General features: G+C 66.7%; 16 protein-coding genes and 4 tRNA genes. 4 read left to right on the forward strand and 16 right to left on the reverse strand.

What is annotated here, in order from left to right; all coding sequences use genetic code 11:
- Positions 1–6 precede the first annotated feature (6 nt).
- From alaS to BCHO_RS03915, 4 genes are all read right to left on the reverse strand, one after another.
- Positions 7–2,703 carry an alanine--tRNA ligase gene (gene alaS, locus BCHO_RS03900; protein WP_024541405.1) on the reverse strand — a complete coding sequence of 899 codons (2,697 nt, stop codon included), beginning with the start codon at positions 2,701–2,703 and terminating at the stop codon, positions 7–9.
- A gap of 101 nt (positions 2,704–2,804) precedes the next feature.
- Entirely contained in the window at positions 2,805–3,041 is a 237-nt protein-coding gene (locus BCHO_RS03905) for a hypothetical protein (RefSeq protein WP_024541406.1), read from the reverse strand.
- A 3-nt stretch (positions 3,042–3,044) separates the two neighbouring features.
- Entirely contained in the window at positions 3,045–3,449 is a 405-nt protein-coding gene (locus tag BCHO_RS03910; protein WP_024541407.1) for a DUF948 domain-containing protein, read from the reverse strand.
- 88 nt (positions 3,450–3,537) lie between these two features.
- Positions 3,538–4,215, reverse strand: coding sequence for a histidine phosphatase family protein (locus tag BCHO_RS03915; protein WP_024541408.1), 678 nt, complete (start codon positions 4,213–4,215; stop codon positions 3,538–3,540).
- A gap of 40 nt (positions 4,216–4,255) precedes the next feature.
- Here BCHO_RS03915 and BCHO_RS03920 point away from each other — a divergent pair, with 40 nt between their 5' ends.
- Entirely contained in the window at positions 4,256–4,621 is a 366-nt protein-coding gene (locus tag BCHO_RS03920) for a phage holin family protein (protein ID WP_024541409.1), read from the forward strand.
- Between the two features lie 107 nt (positions 4,622–4,728).
- On the opposite strand, the gene rpsD is transcribed toward BCHO_RS03920, so the two are convergent.
- The 9 genes from rpsD to BCHO_RS03965 all read right to left on the reverse strand — a co-directional run bounded on the left by rpsD (position 4,729) and on the right by BCHO_RS03965 (position 11,201).
- The gene (rpsD, locus tag BCHO_RS03925; protein ID WP_024541410.1) at positions 4,729–5,355 is read right to left on the reverse strand and encodes a 30S ribosomal protein S4; all 627 of its coding nucleotides are present in this window, start codon (positions 5,353–5,355) and stop codon (positions 4,729–4,731) included.
- Positions 5,356–5,603: 248 nt separating this feature from the next.
- The gene (locus tag BCHO_RS03930; RefSeq protein ID WP_024541411.1) at positions 5,604–8,327 is read right to left on the reverse strand and encodes a UvrD-helicase domain-containing protein; all 2,724 of its coding nucleotides are present in this window, start codon (positions 8,325–8,327) and stop codon (positions 5,604–5,606) included.
- 289 nt (positions 8,328–8,616) lie between these two features.
- Entirely contained in the window at positions 8,617–9,066 is a 450-nt protein-coding gene (locus BCHO_RS03935) for a Panacea domain-containing protein (RefSeq protein WP_024541412.1), read from the reverse strand.
- A 90-nt stretch (positions 9,067–9,156) separates the two neighbouring features.
- Positions 9,157–9,342, reverse strand: a complete 186-nt coding sequence (locus BCHO_RS03940; RefSeq protein ID WP_024541413.1) for a hypothetical protein — start codon at positions 9,340–9,342, stop codon at positions 9,157–9,159.
- A 204-nt stretch (positions 9,343–9,546) separates the two neighbouring features.
- Positions 9,547–10,518, reverse strand: a complete 972-nt coding sequence (locus tag BCHO_RS03945) for a hypothetical protein (protein WP_034256182.1) — start codon at positions 10,516–10,518, stop codon at positions 9,547–9,549.
- A gap of 304 nt (positions 10,519–10,822) precedes the next feature.
- A tRNA-Val gene (locus tag BCHO_RS03950) sits at positions 10,823–10,895 on the reverse strand.
- Between the two features lie 30 nt (positions 10,896–10,925).
- Positions 10,926–10,997, reverse strand: a tRNA-Val gene (locus BCHO_RS03955).
- Positions 10,998–11,027: 30 nt separating this feature from the next.
- Positions 11,028–11,098 (reverse strand) — tRNA-Cys (locus tag BCHO_RS03960).
- Positions 11,099–11,128: 30 nt separating this feature from the next.
- Positions 11,129–11,201 (reverse strand) — tRNA-Gly (locus tag BCHO_RS03965).
- Between the two features lie 374 nt (positions 11,202–11,575).
- Between BCHO_RS03965 and BCHO_RS03970 the strand changes: the two genes are divergently transcribed.
- Positions 11,576–12,373, forward strand: a complete 798-nt coding sequence (locus BCHO_RS03970) for a PAC2 family protein (RefSeq protein WP_024541309.1) — start codon at positions 11,576–11,578, stop codon at positions 12,371–12,373.
- Positions 12,374–12,509: 136 nt separating this feature from the next.
- Here BCHO_RS03970 and BCHO_RS03975 read toward each other — a convergent pair whose 3' ends face one another.
- A complete protein-coding gene (locus BCHO_RS03975) occupies positions 12,510–13,400 on the reverse strand; it encodes an undecaprenyl-diphosphate phosphatase (RefSeq protein WP_024541310.1) in 891 nt (296 codons plus the stop codon).
- A gap of 167 nt (positions 13,401–13,567) precedes the next feature.
- Between BCHO_RS03975 and BCHO_RS03980 the strand changes: the two genes are divergently transcribed.
- Positions 13,568–14,362: a fructosamine kinase family protein gene (locus tag BCHO_RS03980; RefSeq protein WP_024541311.1), complete on the forward strand. Its 795-nt coding sequence runs from the start codon at positions 13,568–13,570 to the stop codon at positions 14,360–14,362.
- On the opposite strand, the gene dnaJ is transcribed toward BCHO_RS03980, so the two are convergent.
- Positions 14,355–15,497: a molecular chaperone DnaJ gene (dnaJ, locus tag BCHO_RS03985; RefSeq protein WP_024541312.1), complete on the reverse strand. Its 1,143-nt coding sequence runs from the start codon at positions 15,495–15,497 to the stop codon at positions 14,355–14,357. The genes BCHO_RS03980 and dnaJ overlap by 8 nt on opposite strands.
- A 56-nt stretch (positions 15,498–15,553) precedes the next feature.
- On the reverse strand, positions 15,554–16,657 hold the full coding sequence (gene hrcA / locus BCHO_RS03990) for a heat-inducible transcriptional repressor HrcA (protein WP_024541313.1): 1,104 nt from the start codon (positions 16,655–16,657) through the stop codon (positions 15,554–15,556).
- Positions 16,658–16,966: 309 nt separating this feature from the next.
- Between hrcA and tkt the strand changes: the two genes are divergently transcribed.
- Positions 16,967–19,063: a transketolase gene (gene tkt, locus BCHO_RS03995; protein WP_034256183.1), complete on the forward strand. Its 2,097-nt coding sequence runs from the start codon at positions 16,967–16,969 to the stop codon at positions 19,061–19,063.
- Positions 19,064–19,101: the final 38 nt, after the last annotated feature.

Consider the following 19,101-nt stretch of genomic DNA (forward strand, 5'->3'; position numbering starts at 1 on the left):
GTTCGGTCAGGCCTTGCGCGCGTCCTTGACGAGCGCCGCGACGGCGTCGTCGATCTTCGACGCGTCGGAGCCGCCGCCCTGGGCGAAGTCCGGCTTGCCGCCACCGCCGCCGCCGAGGATCTTCGAGGCGCCGCGCACGAGGTCGCCGGCCTTGATGCCCCCCTTGCGGGCCGCCTCGTTCGTCGCGACGGCGACCATCGGCTTGTCGTCCTCGTTGACGCCGGCGAGCGCCACGACGACCGGGCGGTCGTCGCCCAGGCGGTTGCGGATGTCCATGACGGTCTTGCGCAGCACGTCGAAGGAGCCGAAGTGGCCGACATTCTTCGCGGCGACGACGACCGGAGCCGCGGAGGCCTTCGCGGCCTCGACGATCTGCGGGACGGACTCGGCGAGCTGCGCCTCGTACATCGCGGCGAGGCGGCGGTCGGAGTCCTTGAGCTTGGCGAGCAGCGTGCTGACGCGCTCGGCGAGCTCGTCGGGACGCGCGTTGAGCGTGTCGGACAGCTGCGAGACGAGTGCGTGCTCGCGGGCGTTGTAGTCGTAGGCGCCCTGGCCGACGAGCGCGTCGACGCGACGCACGCCGGAGCCGACCGAGGCCTCGGACATGATGTTGACGAGGCCGATCTTGCCGGCGAAGTCGACGTGCGTGCCGCCGCACAGCTCGCGGCTCCAGCCGTCGTCGCCGATCGTGACGACGCGCACGACGTCGCCGTACTTCTCACCGAACAGATGCATCGCGCCGAGCGCGATCGCGTCGTCGAACTTCATCTCCTGCGTCGAGACGTGCAGGTTGTCGCGCACGCGGTCGTTGACGCGCGCCTCGACGGCGCTCATCAGCTGCTTCGTCGGCGCCTTCGGCCACTGGAAGTCGAAGCGCAGGCGGTTCGGCGCGTCCTCGGAGCCGCGCTGCGTGGCCTGCGGGCCGAGCTCCTCGCGCAGCGCCTTGTGCACGATGTGCGTGGCGGTGTGCGAGCGGGCGATCGCGCCGCGGCGCTCGACGTCGATCTCGGCGGTCACTTCGGCGCCGACGACGAGCGTGCCCTCGATGAGGCGGCACTGGTGGACGATGAGGTCCTTGATCGGCTTCTGCACGTCGTCGACCTCGAGCACGGCGCCGTCGTCGGAGACGATGTCGCCCTGGTCGGCGAGCTGGCCTCCGGCCTCGGCGTAGAACGGCGTGCGGTCGAGGATGACCTCGACGGTCGCCGGCGCGGAGACGGCCGGCACCGAGCCGACGCCCTCCATCATGATGCCGAGCACGCGGCTGCGCGACGTCATGTCGGTGTAGCCGAGGAACTCGATCGGCGCCTGGAGCTTGTTCTTGAAGTCGTCGTATTCGCTCAGGTCCACGTTGTGGCGCTTCCTGAGCGCGTCCTGGCGGGCGCGCGACTTCTGCTCGTTCATCAGCTCGCGGAACTTCTCCTCGTCCACCCTGACGCCCTGCTCGGCCGCCATCTCGAGCGTGAGCTCGATCGGGAAGCCGTAGGTGTCGTGCAGCGTGAACGCGGCGTCGCCGGAGACGACCGGCTGGGCGTCGCCCTGCTTGCCGGCCTCGTCCTTCGCCTTCGTGACGGCCATGTCGAAGATCTCGATGCCGTTCGTCAACGTGCGGCGGAACGCGTCCTCCTCGCCGTAGGCGGCCTCGGAGACGTCGTGGAAGGTGTTGGCGAGCTCCGGGTAGTTCGGCTCCATCGCGGCCTCGGAGACCGGCAGCAGCTCGGGCATGACCGGCGTCGTGACGCCGAGCACGCGCATCGCCTCGATCGTGCGGCGCAGCAGGCGGCGCAGCACGTAGCCGCGGCCGGCGTTGCTCGGGCGCACGCCGTCGCTCATGATCATCAGCGCGGAGCGCACGTGGTCGGCGACGACGCGCATCTTGACGTCGGCGTCCTTGTTCTGGCCGTACCTGATGCCGGAGAGCCTCTCGGCGGCCTCGATGACCGGGAAGACCTCGTCGGTCTCGTAGATGTTCTGCTTGCCCTGCAGCAGGTAGGCGAGGCGCTCGAGACCGGCGCCGGTGTCGATGTTCTTGTGCTTGAGCTCGCCGGCGATGTGCAGCTCGGTCTTCGACTTGACGTTGTCGACCATGTAGTTCTCGAAGACGAGGTCCCAGATCTCGATGTAGCGGTTCTCGTCGGCGATCGGGCCGCCCTCCTTGCCGTATTCGGGGCCGCGGTCGACGTAGATCTCGGAGCACGGGCCGCCGGGGCCGGGGCCGCCGGTCGTCCAGAAGTTGTCCTCCATGCCGAGGATCTGGATGTGTTCGGGGTCGACGCCCTCGTTCCTCCAGATCGCGCGCGCCTCGTCATCGTCGGTGAAGGTCGTCATCCACAGCTTCTCGGGGTCGAAGCCGTAGCCGCCCTGCTCGACCGGGCTCGTCAGCAGCTCGTAGGCGTAATGGATCGCCTCCTCCTTGAAGTAGTCGCCGAAGGAGAAGTTGCCGAGCATCTGGAAGAAGGTGCCGTGGCGGGTCGTCTTGCCGACCTCGTCGATGTCGAGCGTACGCACGCACTTCTGGTTGCTGGCCATGCGGTGGCTCGGCGGCGTCTGCTCGCCCATCAGGTACGGGATGAACGGCACCATGCCGGCGATCGTGAAGAGCGTCGTCGGGTTCGGCGAGATGAGCGAGGCGGACGGCACGATGAGGTGGTCCTGCTTCTTGAAGTAGTTGAGATATCGCTGGGCGATCTCCGCGGTGCGCATTGTTTGCGGCTCCTTACATACTTTGGATGTCCGTGGATGGATGATGAAAAACAATGAATGAAGATATCGGGACGCGCCGTGTCTCCGGCGCGTCCCTCCGCTCAGGAGAGCTTGTCCATGTAGCGGCTGTTGAGCTCCGCCTCGCGTGCGCGGCGCACGTCGGTGAACTCGGCGACGAGGCCCTGCAGCGTGCGCATGCCGACGTGCTCCTGGTCGGGGCCAAGCAGGAACTGGCGCGCCTTGTCGGGGGTGTTGGCCTTCACGTAGGCGGTGGCCTTGCTGACGGCGACGACGCCGGCGATCATGCCGAGCGCGATCCACAGTAGACGTTTGCGCATGGGTCACTCCCCCTTGGTCGGTGCGGCGGCCTTGGCGTCCTGCGCCGGCTGCCCGCCCTTGTTCATGAACGAGCGCGCCGTCGCCCTCAGCGCGTAGAAGGTCGAGGCGAGCTTGATGATCGGCTTGCCGAGGAAGGAGCCGTACAGGTTCGTCAGCGCGCCGATGTTGTTGGCGGTGCTCGAGGCGGCCGACGAGATCTCGTTGACGTCGGCGAGCGACTTGTTGACCTGCTGCACCGTCGTCACGCCCTCGTCGAGCGCCGGCAGCGCGTGGTCCCCGGTCTCCTTGACGGTGTCGGCGAGCTGGTCGAACAGCTTGCCCAGGCGGATCAGCGGATAGATCAGGAACCCGGCGAGCACGGCGAACGCTATCGCCGCGATCAGACCAGCAATTTCTCCAGCACCCATGTTCTCGTGCACCTCTTTCCTGTCACGACGTGCATGTCACGACTAGTTTCCTACCCGCATTAGGGTACCCAAGCGCCCAGACGGCCGGTCAGCGCCGGTTGTAGGAGACGACGGTGAGCGCCGAGGCGAAGTCGGCGTCGGTGTCCAGGTCGAATTCGCTGACCGATCCGTTCGCCGGCCGTTCGCTCAGGTCGTAGCCCTCCGGCGCGAAGCGCTGCATGAGGCTCAGCAGCGTGTTGCCGTGGGAGATCTGCAGGACGTGGTCGCCGTCCCTGAGCGCCGGGTTCGACGCGATGAGCGCGTAGCCGCCGGCGATGCGCTCCCAGTACTCGTCGTCCGACTCGGCGTCGTGGAAGGGGTCGGCCTCCTTGAGGAAGTCGCGGGTCGCGGCGACGCCGTGGCGTTCGATGATCGCGTTGTAGGTGGGCGCGCCGTGCGGGCCGCCGGCGGCGAGCCACGCCATGCCCATGTCCTGCCCTTCCCAGTAGCCGTAGCACTGCTCGCGGAAGTGCATGTCGCACACGAGCCGCGGGCGCATGTGGCCGTGGGATTCGTTGACGTCGAGGATGCGCTCGGCGGTGACCTGCGCGCGCGTCGTGTCCGAGCAGTAGGCGGCGGCGAAGTCGACGTCGGCGAGCAGTTCGCCGGCGTGCGCCGCGTCGTCGAGGCCGGCGGCCGTCAGCGGCGAGTTCGACCATCCCTGCAGACGGTTGTATCGGTTGAAGAGGGTCTGTCCGTGGCGGACGAGATGCAGATGAACGATCATGGTTTCCGATTATCGCACCCGGCCGCCCTATAATCGGCTCATGAAAGATTTTCTTATTCGCTGGGCGATCCTGACGATCGCCGCGGGCGTCATGGTCGTGCTGCTTCCCGGCATGCACGCCGTGGGCGACCCGCCGATCCTCGGCGTCGCCGCGTTCTCGCTGTTCATGGCGCTGCTCAACGCGTCGATCAAACCAGTCGTGCAGATGCTCGCGCTGCCGTTCTCGATCCTGACCTTCGGCATCCTCGCCCTCGTCATCAACTGGCTGTTCATGGAGCTCGCCTCGTGGCTCGCGCTCAGCCTGTTCGGCGTCGGCGTCAGCATCGACGGCTTCCTGTGGGCGACGCTCGGCTCGCTGATCATGTCGATCGTCAGCGGCATCGTCAGCGCCGCGTTCTCCTCCTGAGCGCGCGCCGTTCCCTCCCCGACAACACGTAAGGCCCCGCGAAGCCATCGCGGGGCCTTACGCTGTATGTCCTTATACTGTATCGATTTACAGTACGTGAATCCAGATCAGCGGGCGTAGAATTCGACCACGTACTGGATGTTGACCTGCACCGGGATCTCCTCGGCCTCGGGCTTGCGGGTCAGCGTGGCCTTGAGCTGGGCGAGGTTGACGTCCAGGTAGCCCGGGACCGGCGGCAGCACGTCGCGGTGCGTGCCTTCGGCGGCGATCTGGAACGGGACCATCGTCTGGCTCTTCGGCTTGACCTGGATGGTCTGGCCCGGCTTGACGCGGTAGGACGGGCGGTCGACGATGTTGCCGTCGACGAGGATGTGGCGGTGCACCACGAACTGGCGGGCCTGCGCGGTCGTGCGGGCGATGCCGGCACGCAGCACGAGGGCGTCAAGACGGGTCTCGAGGTCGGTCAGCATCGCGTTGCCGGTCTGGCCCGCGGTGTGCGTGCCCTTCTCGTAGGCGGCGCGCAGCTGCTTCTCGGAGATGCCGTACTGGGCGCGCAGACGCTGCTTCTCGCGCAGACGTACCGCGTAATCGGATTCGGCGCGGCGGCGGGTGCGGCCGTGCTCACCGGGGGCATACGGACGCTTTTCGAAGATGCGCTGAGCCTTCGGGGTCAGTGCGATGCCGAGGGCGCGCGAGAGACGCACCTGACGGCGGGAACGCTGAACGTTCGTCATTGGTTTGTATCCTTCTTTGTTCTGTCGTTGTCTGAACGGAACACGGCATGGACGCCCATGCCATGCGAGCCAGCCTCTCCAGCGCTTCGCCGTGCATCGCACGAACGGTCCGCGACGGACCGCCGATCCGCTGACGGGCCAAGGCTCCAGACGGCGCCGTCCCATTCGAAACGGCACCAATCGTCGATTGTACACCGCAGCCATGGACGAACGCGTGGCGTCCTCATGGCCGGGCGGCGGGGAGGGACTCAGAGCTTCTCGATGGGCGCGACGCGCAGCATGAGCCTCTTGACGCCGTCGGATCCGAAGTCGACGGTGATGATCGAGTTGCGGCCCTTGTCCTGCGTCTCGAGGACGGTGCCGAGGCCGAAGCTGTCGTGCGACACCTTGTCGCCGACGTGGAAGTCGTTGATGTCGAGGCGGTTGTCCTTGTCGAGCGAGGACGCCGGCTTCGGCGCCGTGCGCCGCGTCGTCACCTTCCCCGAACGCGACGACGGGGACGCCGCCGAGCCGGAGCGCGATGCCGAATGCGACGACGAACGCGACGGCGACGGGGAGCCGCTCACGCCGTAGCTGAAGTGGGCGCCGCCGTTGCCCGACGAGGACGACGAGGAGCGCTTGCGCGCGGCCGATCCGAAACGCGGCGCCGCGTCGTCATGGGACGCCGCGCGCGAGCGCGACGCCGAGCCATACGACGATCCGCCGTAGGAGGAACGGCCGTACGACGACGAACCATAGGAGGAGCCTCCGTACGACGAGCCGCCATAGGACGGCGCGGAGAAGTCGTCGTCCCAGCCGCCGAACTCGTCGAGCTCCGAATCCCAGTCGTCGCCGCAGCCGTGCGAGCCGGAACCGGAGCCGTGCCCCCATCCCGACCGCATGCGTTCGACGCCGGCCTCGCGCCGCTTCCAGTCGATGAGCCCGTCGGGGATCTCGTCGAGGAACTGGCTCGGCATCATCTCGCTCGCCCTGCCCCACTGCGCGCGCACGGCGGCGCGGGTGATGTACAGGCGCCGCCTGGCGCGCGTGATGCCCACGTACGCCAGACGCCGCTCCTCGCTCAGCTCGCTCGTGTCCTCCATCGCGCGCGAATGCGGGAACGTGCCCTGCTCCATGCCGGTGAGGAAAACGACCGGGTATTCGAGGCCCTTCGCCGTGTGCAGCGTCATCAACGTGACCTTGCCGCTGTCCTCGGCCTCGTCGGGAAGCTGGTCGGAGTCGGCGACGAGCGCCGTCGTCTCGAGGAAGCCGGCGAGCGTCGCGTCGGGCGTGTTCTGCTCGTATTCGGCGGCCACCGACTGCAGCTGCGAGAGGTTCTCGACGCGCGACTGGTCCTGCGGGTCGGTCGACTTCTGCAGCTCCTCGAGCAGGCCGCTGAGCGCGAGCACCTCGGCGACGACCTGCGACGGCTGGCGGTCGTGCTCGGCCGCGAAGGCGCGTAGCTGCGTCATCATCGCGGCGAAGCGCCTGAGCGGGTTGAGCGTACGCGTCGTCATCCCCTCGATCCGATCGGCCTGCTCGATACCTTGCCAGAAGGTCAGTCCTCGCTCGTCGGCCCAGGCGGTGACGATCGATTCGGCGCGCGCGCCGAGTCCACGTTTGGGCACGTTGAGGATGCGGCGCATGTTGATGCCGTCCGCCGGGTTGACGATCGCCTGCAGATACGCGAGCGCGTCCTTGACCTCACGCCGCTCGTAGAACTTCGTGCCGCCGATGAGCTGGTACGGCACATGCGCCTGGATGAGCCCCTCCTCGAGCGAGCGCGACTGCGCGTTCGCCCGGTACATGACGGCGACGTCGGAGTAGCGCACGCCCTCCTCCTCGTGCAGGCGGCGGATCTCATGGGCGATCCAGTGCGCCTCAAGCTGCGCGGTGTCGGCGGCGTAGCCGGTGATCGGCGCGCCTTTGCCGGCGGCCGTCCACAGCTTCTTCGGCTTGCGTCCCTCATTGTGCGCGATGACGGCGTTCGCGGCGTCGAGGATCGTCTGCGTCGAGCGGTAGTTCTGCTCGAGCATGATCGTGCGCGCGTCCGGGAAGTCCTGCTCGAAGTCCTGGATGTTGCTGATGTCGGCGCCGCGGAACGCGTAGATCGACTGGTCGGAGTCGCCGACGACGGTGATCCACGCCGGCCCCCGCCTGCCGGCGCCGGGAGCATCGGGCGACGGGCGCTCGCCGGAGTCGACGCCGGCGAGCTCGCGCACGAGCACGTACTGCGCGTGGTTCGTGTCCTGGTACTCGTCGACGAGGATGTAGCGGAACTTGTGGTGGTAGTACTCGGCGACGTCCGGCTGCGTGCGCAGCAGCTCGACGGTGCGCGCGATGAGGTCGTCGAAGTCGACGGCGTTCGCGAGCGCGAGCCGGTGCTGGTATTCGGCGTAGACGATCGCGTAGAGCTCCTCGACGTTGCCGATGCGCCCGATGCGGAAGCCGCGCGTGCCGGGACGGAAGTCGGGCGCGTACCGGGCGAGCGTCTCGCGCACGCCGGTGAGGTTGTTCTTGTAGTCGGAGATGCGCGCGAGGATCTGGCGCGGCGTGTAGCGCTTGACGTCGATGTTGAAGTCGGTGGCGATGAGCTTGACGAGGCGCTCGCAGTCGGCCGTGTCGTAGATCGTGAACCCGGATTTCAGGCCGATCCTGCCGCCGTCGCGGCGCAGGATGCGCACGCATGCCGAATGGAACGTGGAGACCCACATGTGCTGCGCGACCGGTCCGATGAGCGCCGACAGGCGCTCGCGCATCTCGGTGGCCGCCTTGTTCGTGAACGTGATCGCGAGGATCTGGCTCGGCCATGCGCCGAACTGCGTGAGGATCCATGCGATGCGGCGCGTCAGCACGCGCGTCTTGCCGGATCCGGCGCCCGCGCCGATGAGCAGCGCCGGACCGCGGAACCGCACGGCCTGCGCCTGCTGCTCGTTGAGGTCGCCGACGAGTTCCTGCGGCGAGCGGACGATGACCTCCGGATCGTTATGCACTGTCGTGTCCTTTCGTTGCCTGCGTTCGCATGTGTCCGCCGTGCCCGCCCCGGCGACGCGCGTCCGTGTTCCGGCGTCGCCCCTACGGATGGGTGGTTTCCGTTACGGGCGGCATCAGTCGTACGTATCACGGACGGCGCTTCACCCACTCGTTACGGGTGGTACCTGACGAAAACCGGCTTTCATTTCTAGCACACGCTTTGGTCAGCCGCCGCCGGCCATGGCGACGATGCGCCCCAGAGACGATCGGGCGAATTGCCGCACTCAGGAATCGTTAGGGGCGCCCCCTTCATGCCTCAGCGTCCGCGAGAAGACCGTAAAACCCGCGCATGGCCTCATTCGTTATCCGGTTCCCGCACAATTCACCTTCAGCCACTCCCCCGCGGGCATCCTGCCATGGGGTTTCCGACCGTGTCTGACTGACCAGCTCGTAGGGCTTCATGTCGCCGTAGGCGTCCAGCACGGCGTCGACGCTTTCCCGCTCGTCGTCCGTGATGTTCGAAACGTCTCCGATGCCGGCGGGTGGTTGGCTGATGCTGATCATGCCGCGATGCTCGTGGTACAGGTCCGGCATGATCGGGCCGTTCGCCCACGCTTCGACCCGTTCCGGGAACAGGGAGCGTCCCGTCCATGCCAGATGCCAAGCCTGCGCATAGTAGCAGAGTTTCTGGAGTTTCATCGTCGTCATGCGTCCTTGCCGGTGCAGGATGTACGCGGCGACGTCGAACACATCAGGCATGGCGTCTCGCCTTTCGTGTTGCGATGCTAGGTGGGAAGCCGCACCCCTGCGCGGGGTTGCCGTTCGTGCCGTGCGCTGCGGCTGCCCGTTTCAGCCGTTCTTATGCGCCGTCTTCCTCCGGGCGGCCAGCCCTGTCATGATCGCCGCCGCCGCACGGGCCTTCGTCTGCTTCCTCAGGTTCCGTTGCGCCGTCCGCATCGACTCCTGACGGTGTTCCTCCAACCGGAGGGAATCATCCAGTCCGGGAATCGTCATCATTCTCATCATGTGCTTCATGGCTCATCACAGTCCTTCCGCTTGGCCGCTGTTCCAAGAACCGCTGTACTTGAAGAAACGAGAACACGTCAATCGCGATCCTCTTTCAAGAGGTTCAACGGGCGGTGACGCCATCGGTCGCCTGCCCTCTGCGACAAGTCGCTGTGCCGGCCGCTGCGTAAGGTTGCGTATGAGGACATGAGCAAAGCAGTCATTTGATAACAATCAACGCTGAATTGGTTTCATTGCTTCAGCTTGGCATGCTGCGTCACATGGTCCCGTCATGCCGTGTCCGCCGCTGATGGGGACGCTGCCTGTGCTGCCGCCGGTGCTGGGTTTGGACGGGGTGGCCGGCTGTGCGGGTTGTGCGGGTGCGGTGTAGGTCGGCGTGTACGACTGCTGCGACGCGACGTACTGCTGCTGCGCCTGAGCGTTCGCCTGCGCCTGCGTCGCGGCTTGGGCTCCGGCTTCCTTGCGGGCCTTCTCTTCGACCGACTTCCTATCCGCGTCCTGCTTGGCTTTGACGGAGGCGTCCACCTTGCCCATGAGCTCCTTGAGCTGCTTGGCCTGCGCGTCCATCGCCTTGGCATCCTTGCCGCTCTTGGTTGTGGCGGCCTTGCCGATCAGGGCCTTGAGGTCCTTGCGGGTCCTGTCGTCCTTGACCTTGCCGGCTGTGCCCTTGACCTTCTCCTGCGCGGCCGTCAGCTGCTTGGACAGGGCGTCCTTGGCGTCCTTCAACGTCTTGGCGTCATGCGACTCGTTGACCGCGTCCACGGCCTTCGACAGGTCGGCGGTGTGCGTGTCGTACCATGCGGCGTTCTGCTCGATGCGGCCCATCACCTCGCGCAGTTGGTCCACACCGGACACGTTGCATGCGGCCAAGTCGGGTGTCTTCTCCTTGTAGGCGGCGGCCAGAACCGTGACCGTATCGCCGTCCGCGACCTGCTTGTCGGTGATCTTCACGGCCTCGGCCGCATCCTGGTCGTGCAGCGTGTCGTACGTGTTGCGCGCCACGCGCAGCGTCTCGCTCGACCGGGCGCACGCCTCCCTCGCCTCCGCCAATTGCGCGGACGCGGAATGCCGGTACACGGCGACCGCGCCGCCGGCGGCCAGGACGGCGACCAGCAGCGCCGAAACGCCGATGATGGCGATCCGCTTCCTTCTCCCCGGATCGGTGGTCTTCCTCGTGCCCTTCATGTCGTCGTTCGTGACGTCTCCCTTCAGTCGTCACCGTTCATTGTCTCACGGTCCACGCCGTATGCCCGGCCGGTCGTGTTGGCAGCCGATCATGCCTCGTTCTGTTCGCATTCAGCCCAGTATTGCCGTTCATCGCCAATATGCCGAACACGACCGGAGTCACTTGCACCGTACCGTTTGCCGTCCCGCTTCATGAAGCTCCATGAAGATAGCTGGCGCCGATGCCTTTCAGCGTCTGGGCACAATCTTGGCAGACATGCCGAAACAGAAAAGCCTCCGACATGTCGTCGGAGGCTTGAACAGGTGGGTGATGTAGGAATCGAACCTACGACCCCTTCCGTGTGAAGGAAGTGCGCTAGCCGCTGCGCCAATCACCCGTTCTTCAATTATGCCGATCGCTCGGCTTGTGGGCGATACAAGATTCGAACTTGTGACCCCTTCCGTGTCAGGGAAGTGCGCTACCACTGCGCCAACCGCCCGGTCGGCTTGGATGATCGCTCATCCATGCGAGGTGGGTACGAGAGTCGAACTCGTCTATACGGCTTTGCAGGCCGCTGCCTAACCGCTTGGCTAACCCACCGACAAGGTCGTCAGACTCATCGGACCTTAGAGCGGACAACGGGACTCGAACCCGCGGTCTCGACCTTGGCAAGGTCGCGCTTTACCAACTAAGCTATGTCCGCATGTGATCCAGACCGCGTCGCCGCTGCCTGAGCACGATTGACTACCTTAAACGACGCCGCCGCGATTCGCAACATCACGGCGTGTCGCCTTACGCGAAGCCCCTCATGCGCCCCACGACCGGACCACGGGCACGTCGACGCCGCGCCGTGCACTACGACGCCACGGACGGCGCGCGCGGTCCGCGGCGCACGGACGGCCCACAGTGCGGATCGTGCGCCGCATGCGCCGCGCATCCGGACGTACGCTGGATCTCCAACGCCCGGATACGCCGTGCGCCGAAGTGTCAGCCTGAGGCTAATCTTCACGGTTTCCGAACAAATCGAGGGCTACAGTAAAAGCCATGTACGGACAGAGACCCGGAGCGAGATACATCATGGTCGCGGCATTCGACGGATGGAACGATGCCGGTCAGAGCGCGACGAACGTCGTGCGTCATCTGGTCTCCAGATCCCCCATGCTCGAGGTCGGCCACATCAACCGGGACGGCTACTACGACTATCAGACGGCGCGTCCGATGCAGTGCGTCATTCAGGGCACGCGCCGCGTCCTGTGGCCGCAGACCGCGTTCTACGACATCACGATCGACGATTCGCTGCACATCCTCGCCCAGCTCGGCCCCGAGCCGAACTACCACTGGATGGAGTACTGCAAGGAAAGCCTGCACTTCGCGCAGCAGTACGACGTGCACAGCATCGTCACGCTCGGCTCGATGTTCGCCGAATGCCCGCATACGCGTCCGCTGCCGATGGACGTGAGCATCGACGGCGAGCAGACGGATCCGGACAGCGAATACAACGGCCCGATCGGCATCCCCCATCTGCTCGACGCGCTCGCGCTCGAGGATGGCTACGACACGACGGCCATCTGGGTGTCGCTGCCGCAGTACCTCGGCTCCGACTCGTGCCCGCAGGCCACGCTGCAGCTGCTCGACGAGCTCTCGAAGGTCATCGGCGTCAAGCTCGACGCGAAGGACCTCGAGAACAAGGCCGCGCAGTGGCGTTCGCACTGCGACATCATGGTGCGCAGCAACGCCGACCTCGCGCAGTACGTGGACCAGCTCGAGCACGACACCGACATGCGCCAGCACGCGAAGGACATCACGACGGCCGGCGCGCCCGCCGTCGAACAGCTCGTGCAGGAGGCCGAGGCCTATCTGAGCGACCAGCGGTGACGCTCGGCCGCACACGCCGGCGAATTCACCGGATGTTCACCGCCGATGCCGGCGAATCGGCGCAGCGGCCGGTCTCGATATGCTTCGGGCCCTGAGGAAGGTTCCTTCCCCAGGCCCGAAGCATATGACCGGAGACTCAGGCGTTGCCGCCGAGCGCGGCGCCCTCGAGCGGCTGCAGCACGCCGGTGAGCAGCAGCACGGCGACGACGACGGCGAGCACGATGCGATAGATCGCGAACGCCTTGTAGGAGAACGTCGACACGAACTTGAGGAAACCGATGATGACGATGTAGCCGACGACGAAGGCGACGACCGTCGCCGCGATCGTCGCGCCCCAGCCCGGGAACATCGGGTCGGCGGCCGCTCCCCCGTTGATCGCCTTGACGGCCTCGAGGATGCCGGCGCCGAACACGGCCGGGATCGCCATCAGGAACGCGCAGCGCACCGCGGCCTCGCGCGTGTAGCCCATCGCACGGCCGAAGGTGATCGTGCCGCCGGAGCGCGAGACGCCCGGGATGAGCGCGAGCATCTGGCCGATGCCGTAAAGGACCGCGTCCTTCGTCGTCATGTCGTCGATCGTCTTGACCTGCGGGGCGCGGTCGTCCACGATCCACAGGATGATGCCGAAGATGAGCAGCATCGCCGCGGTGATCCACAGATTGCGCAGCGTGCTTTCGATCGCGTTCTGGAACAGCAGGCCGGCGACGACGATCGGGATCGTCGCGATGATGATGTACCAGCCGAGGCGCGCGTCCTTGTTGCCGGCGCCCATGCGGTGGCGCCAGTCCGAGCCCTGCTTGCCGGCGAGGCACAGGCACCAGTTCTTGAGGATGTTCCAGATGTCATGGCGGAAATACAGCAGCACGGCGAGCTCGGTGCCGATCTGGATGATCGCCGTGAACGCCGCACCTGGATCCTGCCCGAGCATGAGGTCGCCGATGATGCGGATATGCGCGCTCGACGAGACCGGAAGGTATTCGGTCAGCGCCTGCACGAGTCCCAGGAATATTGCTTGGAAGAAGTTCATGAACCCTCGTTGAGATAGATGGATGAGTGGATTGACTTCGTGTTCACTGTACCGCAACCCGCCCCGCCGATACCGCGCACGGCATAGGATGGCGTCGAAGGACGGGGCGCGGCGCCCATGACGAGCCCGGTCCGGATATGTACGCGCAACGGCGAAAGGAGCCGACGATGGCTTTGGAATACAGGAAGAGCAGGGCGCATGCGCCGAAGGGCTTCTTCGAATGCGAGGGAAAGGGCCTCGAATGGCTCGGCGAGGCGACGGCGCAGGGCGGACCGCGCGTCGTCAAGGTGTACGGATGGGGCGACGACCACCTCGACATCGAACGCGTGCAGGCCTGCTCCCCCACGCCGCAGGCCGCGCGCCGCTTCGGCGCCGCCCTCGCGCATATGCATGACACCGGCGCCGCGTACTTCGGGTCCGCCCCCGACGGATACGACGGCACCTGCTACTTCGGACCGCTGCAGGACCCGGTGCCGATGGACACCGGCGCATGGACCGATCCGGCCACCTACCTCGCCGAGGGAAGGCTGCGCCCGATGGTGCAGCTCGGCATCGAACGCGGCACGTTGCGCGACATGGACATGGACCTGACGAACGAGGTCATCGACGCACTGCCCGAACTGCTCGGCCGCGCCGGCGCGGACCGCCCGGCCCGCGTGCACGGCGACCTGTGGAGCGGCAACGTCATGTGGACCGCCGACCGCGGCGACGTCGAGGCCGTCCTCATCGACCCGGCCGCGCACGGCGGACACCGCGAGGAGGACCTCGCGATGCTCCACCTGTTCGGCATGTCCTACCTGAGCGAGATCACCGACGGCTACCAGTCGGTGCACCCGCTCAAAGCCGGATACGAGGAGCGCACGACGCTCTGGCAGCTCTACCCCATCGCCGGGCACTGCGTGTTCTTCGGCGGCGGCTACGTGAGCGAATACCGCCAGATGTGCCGTTCGCTGCTCAGCTGAACGCGTCCTTGATCTTGCTGAAGAAGCCCTTCCTCTGGGCGGCGACCGGCTTCGAGCCCTGCGCGTCGACGGCGCGGTCGTCGTCCTTGCGCAACTGGCCGAATTCGTCGATGAGCTGGCGCTCGCGGTCGTTGAGCTTCGTCGGGATCCGCACGTCGATGTGCACGACGAGGTCGCCGCGCGAGCCATCGCCGCCCAGATGCGTGACGCCAAGCCCCTTGAGCTCGATCTGCTGCCCTGGCTGGCATCCGGCCGGCACGTCGAGCGTCCGTTCGCCGTCGAAGGTGTCGAGCGTGGTCTCGTGGCCGAGCACGGCCCAGGTCATCGGCACGCTGATCCAGCAGTGCAGGTCGTCGCCGTCGCGCGTGTACTGGCGGTCGCGGCGCACGCGGAAGTCGATGTAGAGGTCGCCGGGCCGGCCGCCGCATTCGCCGACCTCGCCCTGGCCCTCCATGCGCACGCGCATGCCGTCGGAGACGCCCGCCGGCACCGGCACGTCGACGGTGCGCGTCGTGTGGACGCGTCCATGGCCGTGGCACACCATGCACGGATGCTCGATGATCGTGCCGTGTCCCTCGCAGCGGTCGCACGGCGCCGACGTCATCATCTGACCGAGCAATGTGCGCACGACCTTCTGGACATGGCCGGTGCCGTGGCACTGCGGGCAGGTGACCGGCGACTTGCGGTCCTCGGATCCGGTGCCCTCGCAGTGCTCGCAGACGCCGAGCGTATGGTATTCGAGCTGCTGCGTGCCGCCGAAGACGGCGGTCCTGAGCGTGACCGTCAGCGATTCGACCGCATTGCGGCCCGGCTGCGTGCGCGGGATCGGGCTGTCGCCGCCACCCGCGAAGGCGCCGCCGAAGAACTGGCTGAAGATGTCGCCCATGTCGAAGGGGCCGGAGGCGCCGTAGGAGCCGGCGTTCGGGTCGTTCGGGTCGACGCCCGCGTCGTACATGCGCCGCTTGTCCGGGTCGGAGAGCACTTCGTAGGCGCTGTTGACCTCCTTGAACTTCTCCTCGTATTCGGGGCCGGCGATGTCCGGATGGTATTTGCGGCTCATCTTGCGGTACGCCCGCTTGATCTCCTCTTCGGTAGCCGTGCGCTCCACGCCAAGCGTTTCGTAGTAGTCAGCCAATGCCAGGGTTCCTTTTCTTGTGGTGGTTCAACGTGTGTGTCGGTTCAATGTGCGCGTCACGAGGCCATGCTGGTCTCGGTCGTCCCGGTGTGGTCCAGGAACGTCGTCAGGTACCGCGCGACGGCGCGCACCGACGCCATCGTGACGGCATAGTTCATATGGGTGGGGCCGATCGACCCGACGAAGGCGATCGGCGCGACGGCGGCGGCCTCGGCCTTGCCGGCGTCGGTCTGCCCGCCGTCCGCTTCGCTCGCACCGTAGCCGCTCGTGACGACGGCCGCGTGGATGAGCCCCGGCGTGTTCGTCTCGGAGCCGATGGCCACGCCGACGCCGCGCGAGTCGGGCGTCTCGCTGAGCTCGGTCATCAGATGCATGAGCACGGCGCGCTCCTCGAGCGCGTCGAACAGCGGCGCGAGATCTTGCGCGGTCGCGCGCTGGTGCGCGAGCGTCGAGACACCGGACATGAACAGCTCGTGCGTGCGCTCCTCGTCAGCCATCGCTTCGAAGGCGTGCGCGACGAGTTCGGGCAGCGTGCGCACGTCGTCCATGCCGTCGCCGAGGTGCAGCGCGCGGATGCGCGACGCGGCCGTGCGCAGCGTCAGCGACCCGCAGCGTTCGTTGACGGCGTCGCACAGGCGCTGCAGATGCTCGCGCGACGGCAGTTCCTGCACCGTCAGCACGTGCTGCGCGACGCGGCCGGTGTCGGTGACGACGACGGCCAGGATCGACGTGTCCGACACCGACACGAGCTCGAGATGCCATAGACGCGACTTGCCCAGCGACGGCGAGGCGACGACGGCCACCTGGCCGGTGAGGTTCGACAGCAGATGCGCGGCGCGCTGCAGCGTGTCCTGCAGGTTCACGGAATCGTCCAGGAAGGTGTGCATGGCGCGCCGCTGCGCCTCGCTGAGCGGCACGACGGTGGCGAGCGTGTCCACGAAGTAGCGGTAGCCACGCTCGGTGGGCACGCGCCCGGCCGAGGTGTGCGGCTGCACGAGGTAGCCCTCCTCTTCGAGCGCGGCCATGTCCTTGCGGATCGTGGCCGAGCTCACCTGCAGATGGTGGCGTGCGATGAGCGCGGCGGAGCCGACCGGCTCCTGGGTGCGGATGTAGTCCTCGACGACGGCGTGCAGCACCTGCATGCGACGTGTCTGGGTCATGGTCGCTCAAGCCTCCTGAATGTGCGAAACGGACGGACGCGCGGATGCCGCGCGCGACCGATCAGCATTCATTGTATGAGCACTCTTGGTCATCGAGTGCTAGTTTGCCGCTGCCGGCGAACGGCCCGAGAGGCCATGGGCGTCGTCCGAGGCCGCCCGCGGCGCGGCGCCCGCGCTGCCGAACACGCCAAACGCCGCCGTTTAAGTCGGTTACGGCGGGTACTATGTAAGGGCAATGTGAAGGACGTGCGAAGAACGGCACAATGCCGGACCCCCGCGCGCCCGAAGTATTGGAAGGAAAGTAGATCAATGACCGATAACATCTGGTCTGAACTGGACGAGCGCGCCATCAAGATGGCGAAGGCCCTCTCCGCCGATGCGGTGCAGAAGGCGGGTCACGGCCATCCCGGCTCCCCGATTTCGCTGGCCCCGATCGCCTACACGCTCTATCAGCGCTTCATCAAGCAGGACCCGAACGACCCGAACTGGGCCGGCCGCGACCGCTTCATCCTCTCGGGCGGCCATGCGTCGCTCACCCAGTACGTTCAGCTGTACTTCTCCGGCTACGGCCTGACGCTGGACGACCTCAAGTACTTCCGCGGCGGCGCGGACACGCGCACCCCGGGCCATCCGGAATACGGTCTGACCCCGGGCATCGAGATGACGACCGGCCCGCTGGGCCAGGGCGTCGCCTCCGCCGTCGGCTTCGCGTACGGCCAGCGCTACGAGCGCGGCCTGCTTGATCCGGACGCCCCGGAGGGCACCTCGCCGTTCGACCACAAGGTGTGGGTCATCTGCGGCGAAGGCGACATCGAGGAAGGCGTCTCCGGCGAGGCCTCCTCGCTGGCCGGCAACGAGAAGCTCGGCAACCTCTTCGTGATCTTCGACGCGAACCACATCCAGATCGAGGGCGAGACGAAGATCGCGCTCGACGAGGACGTCATCGGCCGCTACAAGGCCTATGGCTGGTACACCGACGAGATCAGCTTCATCCAGCCCGACGGCTCCTACAAGGAGGACATCGAAGGCCTGACCAAGGTCCTCGAGAAGGCCGAGCAGGTCACTGACCGCCCGCACTTCATCAAGGTCGACACGCTCATCGCATGGCCGACCCCGGGCAAGACGAACGATCCGTCGTCGCACGGCTCCGCCCTCGGCGAAGAGGCCGTCGCCGGCCTGAAGAAGGCGCTGGGCCTCGACCCGGAGAAGACCTTCCAGGTCGACGAGGAGGCGCTCGCCCACGCCCGCAAGGTCGCCGATCGCGGCCTCGAGGCGCACAGGGAATGGGACGAGGCCTTCGACAAGTGGGCCGCCGCCAACCCGGACAAGGCCGCGCTGTACGAGCGCATCAAGAACGGCGAGCTGCCGGCCGAGTTCGACAAGGCCATCGACGATCTCGAGGCCGGCTTCGAGGCCGGTTCCAAGGTCGCCACCCGCAAGGCCTCCGGCGCCGTCATCAACGCGATCGCGCCGATCATGCCGGAACTGTGGGGCGGCTCCGCCGATCTGGGCGGCTCCAACAACACGAACATCAAGGGCGCCTCCTCCTTCGCCCCGGCCGAGGACGCCACGACCCAGTGGCCGAACTGCTCGCCGTACGGCCGCCAGCTGCACTTCGGCGTGCGCGAGTTCGCGATGGGCTGCATCACCAACGGCATCCTGCTCGGCTCGGATACCCGTCCGTTCTCCGGCACCTTCTTCCAGTTCGCCGACTACATGCGCGCCGCGGTTCGCCTGTCCGCGCTTATGGAGATCCCGAACCTGTACATCTGGAGCCACGACTCCGTCGCCCTCGGCGAGGACGGCCCGGCCCACCAGCCGATCGAGCACCTGAGCTCCTTCCGCGACATCCCGCAGCTCGAGGTCGTCCGTCCGGCCGATGAGTGGGAGACCGCCGAGGCCTACCGCTACTTCTTCGAGAAGAAGAACACGCTGCCGACCGCGATGATCCTGACCCGCCAGGGCGTCCCGACGCTCGTCGAGACCGCCGAGAAGGCCAAGGAAGGCGTGCGCAAGGGCGCCTACGTGCTCTACGGCGAGGAAGGCGAGCCGGACGTCATCATCATGGCCTCCGGTTCCGAGGTCCAGTGGGCGCTCGAAGGCGCCAAGAAGCTGGCCGAGGAAGGCATCAAGGCGCGCGTCGTCTCGATGGTCTCGATGGAATGGTTCGAGGAGCAGGACGACGAGTACAAGGAGGAGATCCTCCCGAAGAGCGTCAAGGCCCGCGTCTCGATCGAGGCCGGCTCCGCGATGTCCTGGTACAAGTACCTGGGCAGCTACGGCAAGGCCATCGCCATCGACCAGTTCGGCCTGCAGGGTGACGGCGCCCAGAACATGATCGATCTGGGCATCACCGCCGAGCACGTCGTCGAGGCCGCGAAGGCTTCGATCGAAGAGGCCCGCTGATTCATCCATGAGGGGATGTCGCGCGACATCCCCTCCCC

Origin of the sequence: Bifidobacterium choerinum (assembly GCF_000741135.1) — a bacterium.
Classification (GTDB): domain Bacteria; phylum Actinomycetota; class Actinomycetes; order Actinomycetales; family Bifidobacteriaceae; genus Bifidobacterium; species Bifidobacterium choerinum.